This window comes from Wolbachia endosymbiont (group A) of Bibio marci (assembly GCF_947251645.1).
Lineage (GTDB): Bacteria > Pseudomonadota > Alphaproteobacteria > Rickettsiales > Anaplasmataceae > Wolbachia.
This window is the reverse complement of the sequence record NZ_OX366364.1, coordinates 1,094,823-1,112,727: the sequence shown is the minus strand read 5'-3', so window position 1 is coordinate 1,112,727 and position 17,905 is coordinate 1,094,823. Positions and strand designations below refer to the sequence as shown.

General features: G+C 35.4%; 17 protein-coding genes and 2 pseudogenes. 8 read left to right on the top strand and 11 right to left on the bottom strand.

The genetic code is table 11. The features are described 5' to 3' along the window. Positions 1-139: 139 nt before the first annotated feature. Together OPR48_RS05895 and OPR48_RS05890 are read right to left on the bottom strand one after the other, a co-directional pair. A complete protein-coding gene (locus OPR48_RS05895) occupies positions 140-325 on the bottom strand; it encodes a hypothetical protein (RefSeq protein ID WP_265025830.1) in 186 nt (61 codons plus the stop codon). A gap of 511 nt (positions 326-836) precedes the next feature. Further along, the gene (locus OPR48_RS05890) at positions 837-1,991 is read right to left on the bottom strand and encodes a cysteine desulfurase family protein (protein ID WP_265025828.1); all 1,155 of its coding nucleotides are present in this window, start codon (positions 1,989-1,991) and stop codon (positions 837-839) included. Between the two features lie 155 nt (positions 1,992-2,146). Between OPR48_RS05890 and OPR48_RS05885 the strand changes: the two genes are divergently transcribed. Beyond that, positions 2,147-2,845, top strand: coding sequence for an alpha/beta hydrolase (locus OPR48_RS05885; protein WP_265025827.1), 699 nt, complete (start codon positions 2,147-2,149; stop codon positions 2,843-2,845). 246 nt (positions 2,846-3,091) lie between these two features. Here the strand turns inward: OPR48_RS05885 and OPR48_RS05880 are convergent, their stop codons facing one another. After that, positions 3,092-3,766, bottom strand: coding sequence for an ABC transporter ATP-binding protein (locus OPR48_RS05880; RefSeq protein WP_265025826.1), 675 nt, complete (start codon positions 3,764-3,766; stop codon positions 3,092-3,094). 22 nt (positions 3,767-3,788) lie between these two features. Further along, a complete protein-coding gene (locus OPR48_RS05875) occupies positions 3,789-4,253 on the bottom strand; it encodes a HesB/IscA family protein (protein WP_265025825.1) in 465 nt (154 codons plus the stop codon). Positions 4,254-4,300: 47 nt separating this feature from the next. Between OPR48_RS05875 and OPR48_RS05870 the strand changes: the two genes are divergently transcribed. Then, positions 4,301-5,482 (top strand): deoxyguanosinetriphosphate triphosphohydrolase, encoded by a 1,182-nt coding sequence (locus OPR48_RS05870; protein ID WP_265025824.1) that lies wholly within the window; start codon positions 4,301-4,303, stop codon positions 5,480-5,482. Then, complete coding sequence (ribD, locus tag OPR48_RS05865) at positions 5,482-6,564, top strand: bifunctional diaminohydroxyphosphoribosylaminopyrimidine deaminase/5-amino-6-(5-phosphoribosylamino)uracil reductase RibD (protein WP_265025823.1); 1,083 nt, start codon at positions 5,482-5,484, stop codon at positions 6,562-6,564. Before OPR48_RS05870 ends, ribD begins: the two co-directional genes overlap by 1 nt. A gap of 72 nt (positions 6,565-6,636) precedes the next feature. Here ribD and OPR48_RS05860 read toward each other — a convergent pair whose 3' ends face one another. Further along, the gene (locus tag OPR48_RS05860; protein WP_265025822.1) at positions 6,637-7,026 is read right to left on the bottom strand and encodes a hypothetical protein; all 390 of its coding nucleotides are present in this window, start codon (positions 7,024-7,026) and stop codon (positions 6,637-6,639) included. Positions 7,027-7,153: 127 nt separating this feature from the next. On the opposite strand from OPR48_RS05860, the pseudogene truB reads away from it, so the two are divergent. Next, a pseudogene (gene truB / locus OPR48_RS07290) lies at positions 7,154-7,840 on the top strand (tRNA pseudouridine(55) synthase TruB); the annotation flags it as partial. A 369-nt stretch (positions 7,841-8,209) separates the two neighbouring features. Here the strand turns inward: truB and OPR48_RS05845 are convergent. The 3 genes from OPR48_RS05845 to OPR48_RS05835 form a co-directional block, all read right to left on the bottom strand. Further along, positions 8,210-9,376 (bottom strand): aspartate kinase, encoded by a 1,167-nt coding sequence (locus tag OPR48_RS05845; RefSeq protein ID WP_265025820.1) that lies wholly within the window; start codon positions 9,374-9,376, stop codon positions 8,210-8,212. Positions 9,377-9,571: 195 nt separating this feature from the next. Beyond that, positions 9,572-10,087, bottom strand: coding sequence for a hypothetical protein (locus OPR48_RS05840; RefSeq protein ID WP_265025819.1), 516 nt, complete (start codon positions 10,085-10,087; stop codon positions 9,572-9,574). A gap of 34 nt (positions 10,088-10,121) precedes the next feature. After that, positions 10,122-11,003, bottom strand: a complete 882-nt coding sequence (locus tag OPR48_RS05835; protein WP_265025818.1) for a hypothetical protein — start codon at positions 11,001-11,003, stop codon at positions 10,122-10,124. 122 nt (positions 11,004-11,125) lie between these two features. Between OPR48_RS05835 and OPR48_RS05830 the strand changes: the two genes are divergently transcribed. Continuing rightward, entirely contained in the window at positions 11,126-12,403 is a 1,278-nt protein-coding gene (locus tag OPR48_RS05830) for an APC family permease (protein WP_265025817.1), read from the top strand. A 22-nt stretch (positions 12,404-12,425) separates the two neighbouring features. Here the strand turns inward: OPR48_RS05830 and OPR48_RS05825 are convergent, their stop codons facing one another. After that, positions 12,426-12,875: a hypothetical protein gene (locus OPR48_RS05825; RefSeq protein WP_265025816.1), complete on the bottom strand. Its 450-nt coding sequence runs from the start codon at positions 12,873-12,875 to the stop codon at positions 12,426-12,428. Positions 12,876-13,015: 140 nt separating this feature from the next. Between OPR48_RS05825 and OPR48_RS05820 the strand changes: the two genes are divergently transcribed. The 3 genes from OPR48_RS05820 to OPR48_RS05810 all read left to right on the top strand — a co-directional run bounded on the left by OPR48_RS05820 (position 13,016) and on the right by OPR48_RS05810 (position 16,478). Then, positions 13,016-14,050, top strand: coding sequence for an aspartate-semialdehyde dehydrogenase (locus OPR48_RS05820; protein WP_265025815.1), 1,035 nt, complete (start codon positions 13,016-13,018; stop codon positions 14,048-14,050). Between the two features lie 729 nt (positions 14,051-14,779). Further along, complete coding sequence (gene era, locus OPR48_RS05815) at positions 14,780-15,664, top strand: GTPase Era (protein ID WP_265025814.1); 885 nt, start codon at positions 14,780-14,782, stop codon at positions 15,662-15,664. Continuing rightward, the gene (locus OPR48_RS05810) at positions 15,657-16,478 is read left to right on the top strand and encodes a 3'-5' exonuclease (RefSeq protein WP_265025813.1); all 822 of its coding nucleotides are present in this window, start codon (positions 15,657-15,659) and stop codon (positions 16,476-16,478) included. Before era ends, OPR48_RS05810 begins: the two co-directional genes overlap by 8 nt. A 98-nt stretch (positions 16,479-16,576) precedes the next feature. On the opposite strand, the pseudogene OPR48_RS05805 reads toward OPR48_RS05810, so the two are convergent. Beyond that, positions 16,577-16,852 (bottom strand): annotated as a pseudogene (locus OPR48_RS05805) (GIY-YIG nuclease family protein); the annotation flags it as partial. Positions 16,853-16,922: 70 nt separating this feature from the next. Further along, positions 16,923-17,879 carry an IS5 family transposase gene (locus tag OPR48_RS05800; RefSeq protein ID WP_265025515.1) on the bottom strand — a complete coding sequence of 319 codons (957 nt, stop codon included), beginning with the start codon at positions 17,877-17,879 and terminating at the stop codon, positions 16,923-16,925. Positions 17,880-17,905: the final 26 nt, after the last annotated feature.

Here is a 17,905-nt window from a genome sequence, read left to right as displayed (position 1 = left end):
TAGTAATTTGTTATTTGTATTAATAAATTTAATTCTATTGAAAATAGCTAAAGCATTGAAATTCTTGAATTTTAGCCGGATTAGTGAGTGGTAGTGAAATTTCTTTTACTCGAATTTAGGTATTCACTGACCGTTCTTGTTATAAATACCAGAATAATAAGCTACTGATATTCTCTATCTTTTTTATCTTTAATCCATCATAGCTAGCGATGCAACAAAGCCCACTGGAATCCAGCCTTTCTGCAATCTCATCGAAAACGTTGTAACCACTTTCTATGCTAGTTTGCTTGTGAGCAAGCAAACTTTCCTGGACCCAAGTAGTCAAGGCACTGGGATGACACCCTACTAGCGGAAGTTACTCTCAAATGTTTGTTCATGTTAGCTACAAACATTAAGAAATTTACCAAACGAAAAAAAAGGCAAAAGAAGCCCTAGTCATTGTCTATTTTCAGTATTGGCGTTTTTTAAGTCTTAAACACTGCAATTTAGCTGCTTTTAAATGCAACTCACCTTTGTTTAAATGTTTAAGAAATTTACTAAGCAGAAAAAAAGGCAAAAGAAACCCCGTGGTAATTAGTGTTCACTCTCTAATCCTTCAAATTGGCGTACTATACTGTCTTAAACGACTTATAAGCGCGTTTCAGCTTATATGGGTAAAAACCCAAAAATATTGTGAAGACATAAGGTGCACATAGTGCAAAAAATTAAAAATAAGACGCCAACTACGTTGTTTTCTTGCTGTTTAATCTGCACAGATGAAGATAACTGAATACCTTCAGTTTCATAATAAGGGCGCTGGCGGAGTTTGTCAAGTAGGTTTTGCGTTTAATCCGTTTTTATGAGCTACTTGCCATATATTCCAAGGAGTTCTTCTTGTAGATATTATACCAACAATCCACTATTTTTTTTATGTCTTGTGGTTTAGTTTCTGGACCTATGCTGATTCTAATTGAACACTCTGCTTGCTCTTTTGTTGCCCCCATTGCAAGCAAAACATGGGAAGGCTCAACTTTTCCAGAAGAACATGCAGAACCATTACTAACTGCAATATGATTCAAGTCAAAATGCATGAGCTGCACATCACTCTTTACTCCTGGCATATAAATAAAACTTGTGTTTGGCAGCCTCTTAGAGTTTTTACCGAAGATTCTTATGTCACTGGCAAGATTTAATAATTCACACTCTAATTGATCACGTAGCTCCTTTACTTCATCCATTTTTGATAGAAGATCTGGAATATTTTGCAGTGCAGCAGAAAGGCCTGCAATTGCAACAATATTTTCCGTACCACCACGAAATCCCTTCTCTTGTCCACCACCTATTATAATAGGTTCTATCGCAAGTTCTTTATTGAATATTAAAACTCCACTGCCTGCTACACCGCCAAATTTATGGGCGGATAAAGTGAGTAAATCCACTCCTAAATCTTCCATATTAACTTTAATTTTCCCAACACTTTGAGCAGTGTCAGTGTGGCAAATTGCTCCAAATTTGTGTGCTATTTCAGCTATTTCCTCAATAGGTTGAATAACTCCGGTTTCGTTATTTGCCATCATAACTGAAACTATTGCTTTGTTTCCTTTAAGTTCGCTTAGAATTTTTTTTAGCTCTAAAAAGTCAACAATGCCCTCCTGATCAACGGGTATTATATATGGATTACATGCAGAATTAAGAATTGAAGGATGCTCTATAGCTGAAATTACATGCAGGTAGCCTGCTATTCCTCTCATAACAAGGTTATTCGCTTCAGTTGCACCAGACGTAAAAACTATTTCTTTATCACTTGAGACGCCAATAGCACCACGTACGTTATCTCTTGCCTCCTGAAGAATCTTCCTCGCTTCTTGTCCTCTTTTATGTAGTGATGATGGATTGAGCGTTTGTTTTAACAAGACCTCAAATATACTTTTTTTTACATTTTCACTAATTGGAGCAGTTGCATTGTAATCAGCATATACGCAACCACTATTTTCTAAAGAGAATGGACTCATCTGTCACTTAAATAAGTTTACCATCAACTATAACCATAACTATGTACGTTAGCTTTAATACGATAAAAAATTTATTGCAAAAACAGCGAAATTAATACATAATTAATAACTCACGTCATCAATACCTGTCAAGCAGGTTCTTATTAGGGGTTACCATGGTTGAAGTTTTTTTGAATAATGCAACAAAAAAGATAGAAGGTGAATACCGCCAAAGCAAAGATGCCAACGCGCCGGTTGTGCTGGTTTTACATCATCATCCTCAATATGGTGGTAATATGGATAGTAAAATTGTACATAGTACATATACGTCTTTTATCGATAACAATTTTTCTGCATTGAAAATTAACTTTCGGGGTGTGGGAAAATCTACTGGAACTTTTGATAAGGGTATAGGAGAGTTAACTGACGCTGCGGTAGCTATTGATTGGCTTCAGGAACATAATTCTAGCAACGTTCCAATTTGGATCGCTGGTTTTTCTTTTGGAGCATGGGTGGCTATGCAGCTAACAATGCGCCGCCCTGAGATAGTGGGTTTTATTGCTCTTTCTCTTCCGGTAACTAAGTACGATTTTTCTTTTCTTTCTCCCTGTCCAGTTTCTGGGCTTATAATACAAAGCAGTAATGATACAATCTCAGAAGAAAGCGATGTAACAGAATTAGCAAAAAGGTTGATAAATTCAGTAAAAAGTGATCACATGAAATACCATATAATAGATGAGACTAATCACTTTCTAAGGGATAAAGAAGAGGAAGTGACTCAAATCGTAGACGATTATATAAAACTGCGCTTGAATAGTGCAACTATTTCTTCTCAAAAGGTCAAAAAAGAGGTAAGGGTAAAAGAATATGCCTAATCTTTACAAACAAGAGAAATGAGTGTAGTAATATAAATGAAAAGGTTTTGTTATGTTTAAAAAGCTATTATTTTTTGTTTTAGCTGTGTTTATGTTATCGGGGTGTTCCCTAAGTAAACAGCGTAAGTTAAAAAGTCCGTGTATAAAAAGCAATGAAAGCATTTCATGCGAGTTGTACTCTGTTAATGATCATTGGTTAGATAAGTATAAGGCATAGGTAGTTTTAAATTGTGCTATTTTTCCTATTCATAACTTCACTAATGATCGATCTCTCAATTGGAAAATGCAGTCTGCCTTTTCTGCAAGGAGATGATTGTGCGTTACTATAAGCATAGAGCTGTTATTTTCCTTTACGTATGAATGTAGCAGTAAAAACACGTTAAAAGAATTTGTTGGATCTAAATTTCCTGTTGGCTCATCTGCAAGTAAAAGCTTTGGAGAATTTACAATGCTTCTTGCAATTGCAACTCTCTGCCTTTCCCCACCTGAAACTTCAGATATCATACTACTTGCTTTGTTTTCCAGACCAAATTTTTCCAATGTTGCTTGCGAATTTTTTTTTGCTTCAGCTTTGCTTTTTCCTGCAATGAGTTGAGGAAGCATAATATTTTCCAACACCGATAACTCTTGTAACAAATAGTGAAATTGATAAACAAAACTAAGAAAATTTCTTCTTACATGGGTTTTATGCTTATTACTGGCTTGTGTGCAATTTATTCCATCTATCGTAACTATACCTGAAGTTGGCTTATCCAACAAGCCTGCGATTTGCAATATAGTTGTTTTCCCTGTACCTGAATCGCCAATCAGCGCTACTACTTGCCCTCTTGTGACACTTAGATTGATGTCTTTTACAACAGCAGAATTGTCCTTGAAGCTTTTATCTACAGAAGTTAGTTCTAGTGCTACATTACCACCCATGTTTAAAAGACCCAGAAGGCATCTAAGTTTTGGAAACCGAAAAACTGTTACCACAACCACATTGAGACTTAGCAAGGGTATTCTTTATTTGAAAACCAGAACCACTGAGATTCTCAGTATAATCTATAACTGAGTTATTTAAAAATTTTGCTGAACAATTATCAACCATTAATACAGGATTGCCATTTTCATCATTAATTACTATATCTTTACCTTTTTCGCTAAAACTGGAGTGGCTTCTATAGTCCTCGCTTTCTTCATCATCTTCGTCTTCGTCATCAAATTCATCATCGTAATCATCATCTTCATCATCCAAAGATAGATTTTTATTCATTTGATCCATAAGAAAATTGTATTTGAAGCCAGAACATCCACCACCTGAAACTGCAACCCGCAAAACGGAACTCTTATCCCCTTCCTGTTCTGCAAGAGAGTGGATTTTTTTTAGTGCGTTATCAGTTAAGTTGATGTTGTAATTTGTTGACATAGTAACCACCGTTTATTATTGATAACTTATTATAGTAGAAATTTTACATGTCAAACAATAATTTTCTATTAAGTTATGCATGTTTTCCAAGCAAAACAAAAGGGAGATACTTCAAAGAGCCAGAAGATGAGAATCGCAGCTGCTTTCAGCGTGATAGGGATCGCATTGTTCACTCTAATGCGTTTAGGAAATTGGGGTACAAAACACAAGTTTTTATCAATTACGAGCACGATTACTATCGCACTCGGCTGACTCATAGCCTTGAAGTTGCACAAATTGCAAGATCCATCGCACGCAGACTCGGCTTAAATGAGGACATCACTGAATGCATAGCGCTTGCACATGACCTTGGTCATCCCCCATTTGGTCACACAGGTGAGGATGCTCTAGTTCAAGTTGATAATGAGAAGTATGAGTTTGGTCATAATGTTCAAGCTATAAGGATTTTAACTTACCTTGAACAGAAACATGCTGATTTTGATGGTATGAATCTGAGTTGGGAGGTGATTGAAGGGGTTGCAAAACATAATGGTCCCTTGCTTGGTCAAAACGCAGAGTCTTCTACAAATAATCAACTGTTATTAGAATATAATGAAAAATATGATCTAAAACTTGAAGAATTTTCAAGCATTGAAGCGCAAGTTGCCTCAATTGCGGATGATATTGCTTACAGTGTTCACGATCTTGATGATGCACTCAGGGCAAATTTAGTAACCATCGAAGATTTGCTGAATGTCCCTTTAATTGGAAAAATGTTTAAAGACGTAAGGAGCGGATATTCAGAATTGCCTCAGAGCAAACTCATACATGAATCACTGAGTGGAACTATAGGAACTATGATAAGCGATGTTGTTTCTCAGACTGAAAGAAATATTGAAGATCACAAAATAAAAAGCGTAGAAGACGTAAGAAGTCTAAATAAAATGCTAGTCACATTTTCACCAGAAGTTGCGAATGCTACAAAAGAAATGAAAAGATTCAATATGGAGAAAATATACAGAAGCTATAAACTGAGTAGAACGATGAACAAAGCAAAACGCATAATACAGGAACTTTTTCAATGTTTTTATGAAAACCCAGGATTACTTCCCACAGAGTGGAGCAAACTCGCTTGTGAATCTCAGCGTTCAGTAATAATATGTGACTATATCTCGGGTATGACAGATAGATTTGCCATACACGAGCACAGAAGAATTTTTGATACCTCATATGAAATGACTTCTTTCTAATGACTGATGATCATTTCATGTCAATTGCATTAAGACTTGCAGAAAAAAATCTTGGAAATGTTGCACCAAATCCTGCTGTCGGGTGTGTTATTGTAAAGGATGGTACAATTATTAGTGAGGGATATACAGGGATCGGTGGGCGTCCGCATGCGGAGGTAGTCGCTTTGCAAAACGCGAAAGGCTCAACTCAAGATGCAACTATGTATATCACGCTCGAGCCATGTTGCCACTTTGGAGTTACAGAACCTTGCACCGCAGGAATTATAAGAGCTGGAATAAAAAGGGTAGTAATTGCAACTATTGACCCAGATAGTAGAGTTTTAGGTGGAGGCATTAAAGCTCTAAAAGAAGCAGGAATTGAGATTGAGCAAGGTATTATGCAAAAAGAGGCAGAAGAACTGAATGTCGGTTTTTTCACCACTAAAGAATTACATAGACCATTTATAGCTTGCAAAATCGCAACAACTCTTGACGGAAAAGTTGCAACATTTACAGGCGATAGCAGATGGATAACAAGTGAAGATACGAGAAACTGGGTACATGAGCTTAGAGCAAAATATGATGCAATTATGATCGGCAGCAATACTCTTATTAATGACGATCCACTCTTAACTTGCAGATTACCAGAACTCGGAAGTAGATCGCCAATAAGGCTGATTATAGATAGCCAAGCAAAATTGAAGGAAGAGCACAATATTGCAAAGACTGCAGATAAAGTAACAACTTGGGTGATTACAAACGACAAAGTAAAGAAAAAAATAAAAAACATTAACTATTTGATAGTTAATTCAAACAACGCAGGTAAGGTTTGCCTAAAAGACATGGCATCAAAACTTGTTTCAGAAGTTGGTATAACAAGATTATTAGTTGAAGGCGGAGGAGTGTTAATCACAGAACTATTAAAGTGCAATTTAATCGATAGGTTGATAATCTGCCGCAGTGGTAAAATTTTAGGTAATGACGCCACTCCTTTTATAGGAAATTTAGGAATTCAATCTATTAACAAATGTTACCAGTTCAAAAAAACAGAGATAATAGAGTTTAGTGAGGATGTAGCTGAGGTGTGGGATAGATTGCCTTAACCTTTACATATTCAAATGAAAGGAAAAAGAAAGAGGTAGAAAATCTACCTCTGGTTATGCTAATTTATTTAATTAGTTTGAAATATTAAGCGCAGTCTTAAATTGCTGTTTAACATCATCATCACTAAGTCCATTAAGTAATGTTTTTACAACGTTATCTTTATCACCTTCAGGTCCCTTATCACCATCCAGCCCTTTTTCACCTTGAGGTCCTTTAGTAGCATTCATTTGCTGATATGAACAGTAAGCTGCTGCGGCAAAATATGCAGCTGCAATAAATAGAACTGCAATTCCAGCAGGGCTAGCAACAAGTGCTAAAGATGCAGGTCCAGCAATTACTTTAGTAGCAATTAATATTGCTGTTATTGCTCCCGCTAAAGATGCAACTGCAACTAAACCTTCAATACTCATTTTTGTTATATGTGCAGTATTTTCCCACTTCAATATGTTTTTTATAGTCATAATAGTCCTCTTAAAGTAAGGTTAATAAAAGGATTAAGTATGTGTTAATAATGCATGTTGGTCAAGCCATTTTTTACATAAAGTATATATTTCAAGCTAAACTGTTACCAATTGTATATAATTAACTATGAAACATGGTTGGCTGAATCTCGATAAAACCAATAGGAATTAGCTCTGCACAGGCTGTAGCCCAAGTCAAAGGGATTTTTGGGATAAAAAAAGCTGGTCATCTGGGAACACTTGATCCTTTAGCTTCAGGTGTGTTGCCAATTGCTCTTGGCGAAGCAACAAAAACTATACCGTATTTATCTTGCGACTTAAAGGCATACGATTTCACAATAAAATGGGGTGAACAAAGAACAACGGATGATTTGGGTGGTGATATTATTAGAACTAGCACTATAGAACCTCAATATAGTCAAATAAATTGTGCAATTAAAAATTTTATTGGTGAGATCAAGCAGACTCCTCCTCAATTTTCAGCAATAAAAATTAAAGGAGCAAGGGCGTATAAATTGGCAAGAAGTGGGCAAAAGGTGAATATAAAGCCCGACAAGTCAAAATACATGAACTGAAATTGATATCTGTGGACACCATAAATAATAGTGCAAATTTTTCTATGATGTGCGGTAGTGGTGTACATGTGAGATCAATTGCTCGTGATCTTGGAATTGCATTAAATTGTTTTGGACACATTACAAAATTAAGAAGAACTATGGTAGGTGACTTTAGAGAAAATGAATCAGTGACAATTGAGCAACTTATTGAAAAAACTCGCTTTTTGGTGTCATTCCAGCGCGTGACGCTGGAATCCAAAAAAAAAGAACCAGTGTCAGCTACTCAGATGACACCCTTCCCTGGTGGACTCAAATCACAATGTCCGTACACTCAATGGCGTCAACTTAAGGAAAAATATAAGCGATAGTGTGTAAAATTTCTCTCTAAATTTTTTATCATAAAATTATCCAAAGAGTGAAAAAAAACGCTGTTGTTTCTATAAAAAAGTTTAAAATGTGTCCTTTCTATAAGGAGACATGCAGAAAGGAAAAAATCTTATTTTACAAATTAAAAATACAATATACTCAAAAATTTTTCAGAAGATCCATAGGAGGGTTTGCTAATGAGGACTCTTAAGTTGACGCCATTGGCTGAACGGATACCAGTTGTGGACGTCAAGCCTATCCTAGTGCTGCATATCAAGCTCATACTCAGTGTGTAAATCTTTGACTAAAGCTACAGCGCATTCTTTTTGAACAATTATACTGATTTTGATTTCAGATGTTGCGATAGCAAGTACTTCTATCTTTTTTTCGCTTAAAACCTTGAGTGTGCGGTGCATCACTTCAGTGTTAGACATAACACCAATACCAATTATTGAAATTTTAGCTACATTACCATTTATAGCATAATTTTCATTCTTATTCAGTAACTTTTCCATTAAATCAATATCAAATTTGGAGATAACAAAACTTGACCCATGTATCATATCAATTTTAGCGTTTGCTCCTGCTATATCTCTTAAAGTACGCAAGTTATTTGCAAGGTTAGTGAAAGTTACAAGAGCTTCATTAGTGCTATAAGCTATTCCAGTAATTAAGTATCTCTCTAGTACCTCCCTTTTGTGTAGCACTGTGGTGCCTTCTACTTCCTTAAAAGTGGATAGCACTTGCACTTTAATGTCATGTTTCATTGCAAGTTGTACTGAACGATTATGCAATATTTTAGCACCAGATGACGACATTTCCAACATTTCATCGTAAGAGATAAATTTAAGCTTGCGTGCCTTTGGAACAATTCTCGGGTCTGCTGTATATATTCCATCAATATCAGTAAAAATTTCGCAAGTTCTAACACCAAAGGCTACCGCGAAGGCAACTGCTGATATATCAGAGCCTCCTCTTCCAAAAGTAGTGATTCTATCATCATTTATACCCTGAAAACCAGCGATGATCGCAGCAGTATAACCCTCAGCAAAAGATCTTTTCACACGTTCAATCTTTATTGTTTTTATTTTAGACTCAGAATAAAAATCATCAGTTACAATTGGTAACTGCCAGGCAAGCCACGATTTAGCATTAACTCCGATCGATTGGAGAGTGATAGCTAATAGACCGCAAGAGATTTGTTCTCCTGCTGAAAGCATAACGTCATACTCTGATAACTCTTGTCTGCAACTTAAATTTGAGATTTGCCTAGCCTGAAAAACCATTTGGTCAGTAAATCCTGCAACAGCAGATACAACAACGATTACATTACAACCTTTCTCAATATCGTTTTTTATCAAATTTGCAACTCGGTTTAAATCAGTTAGCGAAGTCCCACCAAATTTTTTTATGATTATTTTGTCCATAGTTACAATATAGCTCTCTTCTGAAGAAAAATATAGTTTTTGTAGAGATAGCAGCTTGCAAGCCATTCAGAAAAGGGAAGACAAAGCTATAGCTATACCGCCGCGGCGTTAACTAGTAGCGGAATGACGAGTTTCACACTTATCAAATTGTAGGTAAATCTAAGTCAGTTTAGCTATATAGCACGAATCAAACCACTAAGCAGCAGGAGACCTTGCATGACCTCCAAAAAATTCTTTTACTCTTTCAAGATAAGTAGGTGGTTCTGCAGGGATTTCTATATTATACATTGAATAATACACTGCTTCCTTTATACTATCATCTGTAACTAATTCCCTTAATTTTTGCTTTATGGCACCTCTTTGAATACTTTTTCCATACTCTTCGTAAAATTTTATGTAAAGCTCTTTAAAGACAAATTCTCTTATTTCTATTATTGATTGGTTAATGTTGCTCTTCACCTCATCGCTTATATTATTTTTATCCGCATAATCTTCGGAGTAAAAATCTTCAAACTTGTCTACCAAAATTTTTAATTTTTTATAATTGCAATATTCTTTTAAAAATCTTTCAGTAAATTTAGGTGTTAATACGTTCACTGCTCCATTTATTTGAACCAAGAAATTATTTTTCGTTTCAAGACAACTAAGCGAATAAATAATACGATCGAACATTCCCAGAGGACATAAACCAAGTCCATCCTTTAAATTCATTAATAGTAGTGAATTCACATCTGATTTTTGATTCTCAGCAGCAGCTGAAAGAAACTAAGTTTGCAGCTTGTGTGAGAGTTAGGCCAGTTTTTGATTCTCGCCAATTTGCTATATTAGAATTATTAAAGTTAAGATAATTCTGCAATTGATTTCTTTGTTCAGCTGTTAACTCATCTGAGTTGTTTATATAATCTTCATACTTTTTATTGAGTGCATTTGACTGAGTTCCAAATTTCTGTTTTAGCTCCTCAGCACACTTTATAACACTTTCCTCAAAACTTCTAGTATGAACACTTTGACTGCCAGTGCCCACATCACTTACATTAAACAAAAAGCTTAGCTGCTTTACATTCAAACCCAAAGGTGAGAAAAGCCTCACTAATGGATACTTTATCAATTCAAGAAGTGCTACTGGAATTAATAATACAGCATTTATAAGCACAAGAAATATGTGATTACTTGGTATTTCTCTTCTAGTACTCAGTAGCAGCCACCCATTAAGGGCAGATATTTTCGATGCACAGTACAAAAATGGTAATTGAATGTAATATATTAAATATATAGAGAAAAATAGAATCTTATCTTTCAACCCTATTGTTGGGTCGTTATATACTTCAGAAAAAATACTATCATCACTGTTTTTATTTTTGAAAGACTGATAGTTGCTTGTAATTTTTTCTGTAAAGATAGAACAGAGCTTATGTATGCCATAGCATGCAACACAGGCAGCAAGAGAAATTGCAAGTGTTCCAAAAGCAGCTAATACCTCACTTGAAGTTTTGGCAAGAAGGAATGCATAAAGCGCATTAATAAAGATCTTAAGCAGAGAATCATGATAAAATAATGTTCCAATAGCAGCACCAATTAATAAAACATACCCACAAACAACCAAAAATGTTTTTAACCTTGGATTCATAGCCTTCTCCTAATAATCTATTTCATTATATGCATAAATTAAAAAAATGCAAGTTTTTATAAAGATCGATTGAAATTTCTGAGCTTCAGTTATATCGTTAATCTATTTAGATAAAAATTATTGTGTCAAATAAAATAGGTTTTTGGGCTATTTTTGCCTTAGTGATTAGTAGCCAAATTGGCTCTGGAATTTTTATGCTTCCAATTAGCCTTGCTCCATATGGCATGTACAGCCTTGTAAGCTGGGTGATATCAGGGCTTGGTGCTATATCTCTTGCTTTGGTTTTTGCCTTACTCTGTGCAAAATTTCCGGAAACGGGTGGTCCTCACGTTTATGTAAAGCATGCTTTTGGCCCTGCTGCAGCTTTCTTTGTTGGTTGGACATATTGGGTAATTTCATGGGTTAGCACGACAGCAGTAATCGTTGCAAGTATTGGCTATCTTACTTCGCTTTTTCATGGAGATATTCAAAATATACGCTTATTTTTAGAAATACTATTATTTACGATCATTACACTAATAAATTTAAGAGGTGTCACTGCTGCTGGATGTGTTGAGCTTTTATTGATGACTGTCAAAATTACCGCACTGCTTGCTATACCGGTAACAGCGTTGTTTTTCTTTGATAGGAATAATTTTATCATAAGTGAGGAAATATCAAGCCTCACGATGTCTCAAGTCCTTGCTCGCTCTACACTACTCACTCTATGGTGTTTTATTGGACTTGAATCAGCAACAGCACCTGCAGGATCAGTCAACGATCCAGCTAAGACTATACCAAGAGCCATAGTGCTTGGCACAATCTCTGTTGCAGTTATATATTTCATTAATAGCCTTGCAATCATGGGATTGATAAACGGCAATGATCTAGTTAATTCAAAAGCGCCGTATGTTGACGCAATAAAAATTATGTTTCCAGGTAATTGGCATTTGATCATTTCTATTGTTGCTTTTATTGTTTGTGTTGGCAGTTTAAATGCTTGGGTACTAGCTAGTGGACAAGTGGCCCTTGGCCTTGCAGAAGATAAACTGATGCCACAGTTCTTTGCTAAAAGAAATAAGCACGGTTCTCCTTTCTGGGGCATAATAATCAGCTCTGTTGGCACTTCAGTTCTACTAATTCTCACTTCAAGCAACAATTTTGCTAAACAGATCACATCAATTATCGACTTTTCTGTAGTTTCATTTTTATTTGTTTACCTTGCATGCAGCCTTGCTTTTCTCAAAGTTATTGTGCAAGAAAAGAGTTGTTACAAATTTTTAATTGGCAGTATAGCAACAACCTTTTGCTGCTGGGTAATATTTGAAACTTCTGTGAATACTTTGCTGATCGCAAGCTTATTCACCGCAAGTGGCGTACCTCTTTATTTATTTTGGTATCGCAGAGCTCCTGCACAATAAAATAGAGTTTAAGGCCTTTTATTTAATAACGACTTTTCTTATTGTCCACTTGTTCGACATTACCCTTCTCAAGTTTACTATCTACTTCTTTTGCGTGTTCATCATCTATACTAGTCTCATCTTTTATCTTACTGGAGTGACCTGCTTGCGATTTTTCATATGCTTCCATGTTGTCATATATAGGGTTACTGATGATTTCTATTTTTTCAGGTGTGAAAATCCTTGCTAAAAATCTCCCTATTATTGGTATTGATCTTAAGAAATCTCTTAGCTTTGAAGGTTCTTGTCTTTTATTTAGGAACTGTTGGTCTATTTTAAGGTTTTTTACACCATACTTTTTATCATCAAAATTTATTGCAGGCTTTCTTTTTTTCGAAAGAACATTTTGAGCCTTTAATCCATTGGTTCTTTCAGGCTCTTGAGGTGTAGACATTGCAGGTTTAACCTTAGTTTCATCGTATTCTTTACTCATCTTTCATTTTATTATGTAATATTACTAATATTGCATAATAATAGCTAAATTACAATTAATTGCAAGGTGAAAATATTAAAACAATTGTAAATTTTGTCAGTAAAAATATAATATAACTTTAAAGTTAGAGGTTTATCTATATGAGATACAAAATTGCTGTTATTGGAGCAACCGGAAGAGTAGGGCGTGAGGTGTTAAGCACGCTTGCTGAGTTTCAAGATGAGGCGATAGATTCTGTTATTGCACTTGCGTCGAAAAAATCAGAAGGGAAGAAGGTGAGTTTTGGTGACAAAGAGTTAACAGTTTTATGCCTTGAGGATTATGACTTCATTGGAACTAATGTAGCCATTTTCTGTGCCGGATCTCATGTTTCTGAGAAACACGTACCGACTGCAATTAAGGCTGGGTGCATCGTAATAGATAACACTTCCCATTTTAGAATGAAAGAAGGTGTGCCGCTCATTATTCCAGAGATTAATAAAGAAAAAATTATGGAATATAAAAACCACAACATAATATCCAACCCAAACTGTACTACAATACAGATGTTGCTAGTACTACATCTATTACACCAGAAAGCAAAAATAAAGAGAATCGTTGCTTCAACTTATCAATCAACTTCTGGTGCAGGTAAAGCAGCAATGGATGAACTTTATAATCAGACAAAAAAAATCTTCATGAATGAGACTAAAAAGCCTGAGATATTCCCTAAGCAAATAGCGTTTAATTGCATTCCCCATGTAGGAGAATTCATGGAGAATGGTTCTACAGAAGAGGAATGGAAAATGCAAGAGGAGACAAAAAAAATTTTAGAGGAAGATATAAAAGTTACTGCAACTTGTGTAAGGGTACCCGTCTTTATCGGCCACGCTATGGCAGTAAATGTGGAATTTGGTCAACATATCACTGAAGAACAAGCTCGTGAAGTGCTAAGTGAAGCCGAAGATAGTGGAGTTTTAGTATACAACAGGCGTGAAGACAGTGAATACATAACTCAAATTGATGTTGTACAGGAGAATGCTGTATATGTATCGCGTATTAGACGAGACAATACTGTTGAGCACGGATTAAATATGTGGATAGTGGCTGATAACCTGCGCAAAGGTGCAGCACTAAATATAGTGCAGATTCTTGAGATTTTGATAAGAGAGCATTTGTCAATCAAGTGCATATAGAGTGCACGTACGTTGTAATTCGAAGGAAATTTGTATACCACATGGCAGCGCGTAACGTTAGAATCTAAGTCATAAAAACTTGCTTGACACCCTTCGCCAGCCCCCGTATCATGAAACTGAAGGTATTCAGTTATCTTCATCTGTGCAGATTAAACAGCAAGAAAACAACGTAGTTGGCGTCTTATTTTTAATTTTTTGCACTATGTGCACCTTATGTCTTCACAACATTTCTGGGTTTTTACCTATATAAGCTGAAACGCGCTTATAAGTCGTTTAAGACAGTATAGTACGCCAATTTGAAGGATTAGAGAGTGAACACTAATTACCACGGGGTTTCTTTTGCCTTTTTTTCTGCTTAGTAAATTTCTTAAACATTTAAACAAAGGTGAGTTGCATTTAAAAGCAGCTAAATTGCAGTGTTTAAGACTTAAAAAACGCCAATACTGAAAATAGACAATGACTAGGGTTTTTTTTGCCTTTTTTTTCGTTTGGTAAATTTCTTAAATATTTGTGGCTAAACGACAACCGTCATCCCGCTGCTTGTTAGCGGGATCTAGAGATACCGTGACGAGGGAGAACAGTTGCTACTTGTTAGCGCCGCTGCGGTATGACGTAGGACTGCTGTGATACCATTATAGAGTGAACCAGTGTCAGCTACTTGGATGACAGGAGAATGATGTCATCCAAGTAGCTTGACGCTCGCATCCAGTTTTCTTTATAATTTCCTTTGTGAAAGAACAAAAGTGCTTATTTGTAACCATAGCTGGCTTACCAAATGCTGGGAAGTCTACATTAATTAACAGCATCATAGGTAAGAAGATTGCAATTGTCACCCCTAAAGTGCAAACAACAAGGACGCAAATAAGGGGTATTGCAACATGCAACAACACACAAATTGTCTTTACTGACTCCCCAGGAATTTTCTCAGCAGAAACAAAACTTGAAAAAGCTTTAGTCAAGTCTGCATGGTCAGCAATCAAGGGTGATGACATCACTTTGTTGCTTGTTGATGTAAGCAATTATTTGAAAAATATAGAAAGAATTAAGACTATATTTGCACGACTGCAGCGCACAAAAGGCAGATGCATTTTGGTTATCAATAAAACTGATTTGGTAAAAAGGCCTGAATTAAAGATGGCGCATGAGCATCTGAATTTGCTTTATAAATTTGAAAAGGTTTTTACAATATCCGCATTAAAGAATGATGGACTTTCTGATTTGGTGAATTACTTATCTGAAGTTGCACCAGTGAGCCCTTGGTTTTATGAAGAAGATCAAATAACCGATTCCTCGACAAATTTTTTATCAGCAGAAATTACGAGAGAAAAATTATTCTTGAACTTGCGTGAAGAATTGCCATACTCTACAGCTGTTATAACTGAACAATTTGAGGAAAAAAAAGATAAGAGTTTAGTCATAAAACAGATCATATTCGTGTTGAAAGATAGTCATAAAAAAATAGTGCTAGGAAAAGATGGCAGTAATATTAAAAAAATTAATATCGAAGCGCGTGCTGAACTAGAAAAATTATTTGAGTGCAAGGTACACCTCTTTTTATTTGTGAAAGTGCGACCTTGGATCGACCGTCCTGAGGAGTATATAGGCAATGCTTAATTCTTTATTGGTATTTGATATTGAAACTATACCAGATGTAAATTCCTGCAAAAATTTACTCAATATTAGTGATGATAGTAGTGTAGAAGAGAAGAGGGATGCATTAACAAAATATCATCTTGAAATAACAAACGGGCAAAACTCTTTTTTGCGTCAGCCCTTCCACCAAATTGTAGTTATTAGTTTTTTACTTTGCAATATAAGCTACCAGAGCGGTTATGAGGTGTTCACACTGCAAGAAATAAGATCTGGAGGCACACTAAATTCCAGTGAAAAGGAGCTAGTGAAAGGATTTTTTAACTACATATCAGAGAAAAAGCCAAGATTAGTTTCGTTCAACGGACGCACTTTTGATATACCGGTACTGAAGTATCGTGCTATGGTCCATGGCATTCAAGCAGAATATTTTCATAAAGCTGGCGATAAGTGGAATAGTTACAATCAGAGATATAGCAGTGATTGGCATTGTGATTTGCTTGAAACCCTCTCTGATTTTGGAGCTTCTGCGAGAGTAAAAATGAACGAAGTTTGTGCAGCATTTAATCTTCCTGGCAAGATTGGAGTTGATGGGTCACAAGTTATGGGCTTATACGATAGCGGCAAGATACAAGAGATTCGAGATTATTGTGAAGCAGATGTAATTAACACTTATTTAATTTACTTAAGGTTCATGCATCATCAGGGAAGGATTACTACTGAAAGCTACAACAAAAGTGTGGAAGAGCTGCTTTTAGAGTGCGAGAAAAAAGAACATCTAAAAAAATTTAAAGAAGAGTGTATCTGTTCAGAGGAGTGGCTAATGTGCAAATATTGAAGCAAAGTGCGTGACACACAGCTGTACGAACATTTGTTTGCAAAGGTAATTTGCACAACAAATGGTGTCATTCCAGTCTGGAATCCAGATACGATTTCATCATATAAATCTTTCCATTCTTGATTTGTTTTTTCAATTAAGTTTATTTTCCATTTTCTCTGCCAGCTTTTTAGAAGCTTTTCTTTACTAATTGCTAAATTTATGTCTTGAAACTCCTCAGAGTAGACTAATTTACTAACATTGTACTTTGACGTGAAACCGGAAATGGCTTTGCTTTTATGCTCCCAAATTCGTTTGATTAAATTTGATGTTATACCTATATACAGGGTTCCATTTCGTTCACTTGCAAGTATATAAACATAATAATTTTTCATATATAGTAACCTGGATCCCAGTGGGCTTTGTTGCATCGCACCTTATACTGGTAGTAATTTACGATAAATATCATGTAGCCATTTCAAATTTAGCCATACCAATTTCAGTAAATTGATTAAGCAAATAGCACTTAATCAGCAATTCTTTTTCGCGATTTACTTCGGATTTATTCCTAAAGCTGAATCCAAATATTTGCTTTAATCTTGAGAAAAACCCTTCAATATAAGATCTTTTCCCATAATTTACTTCTTTTTTCCATTCTTTCACGCCATCTTCACCGTATAATTTTATTAACCTAATAGCAGCATTTCTGTCAGACATATAATCTATTTCTGGATGTTCTGCCGCATTGTTTATTGGTGGAATTTTTGCCTTTATATCATATTCGTGACACAATTTGTAAAACTTGTGCCTATCATATGCCCTATCTGCATATAGTGCTTTTATGATATGCTGAAAATTAACTTCTTTAAGCAAATCGCAAGCTCCATAGTGATCAGAGTAGACACCGTTACTGTATTTTACAGCTATGGCTTTTTTGCTGTTTATATTCAACATTACATGCAATTTTCTTGTCTGTTCATAGCCACGATATTTTCTGTTAGCGCTATTTTCCTTGCTGTGACCAGGGGTATTGTTGTAAATGCTGATACCTGTACTATCTATAGCAATTTCGATGTCTTCCATATTATTTTTATCAATTCTGCAATCATTGATCTTAATATTAAGTTTCTTAAACCTTCTTGATGCTTGTGAATAGCTGATAACTGCTAAATCTCTTCCTATTTGTTGCATATATCCTTTTATAAACCCCACCGTTTGTCTTAAACCAATTCTAAAAAGATTGACAATTATATGCACCAAAATCACAACTTTATCACTGTAAATATAGTTGCCGCCTTGCATTTTTGGACTATTTTCATACCAATTTTCTATGGCTTCATTGATATAATGAAAAATATTTCCTCTTTCCTGGAGAAATTTGTTATATTCATTTTGGTTACTGACTTTCATTTTCTGTGGCATATTTTTTCTTCAACAGTTAAATGGTT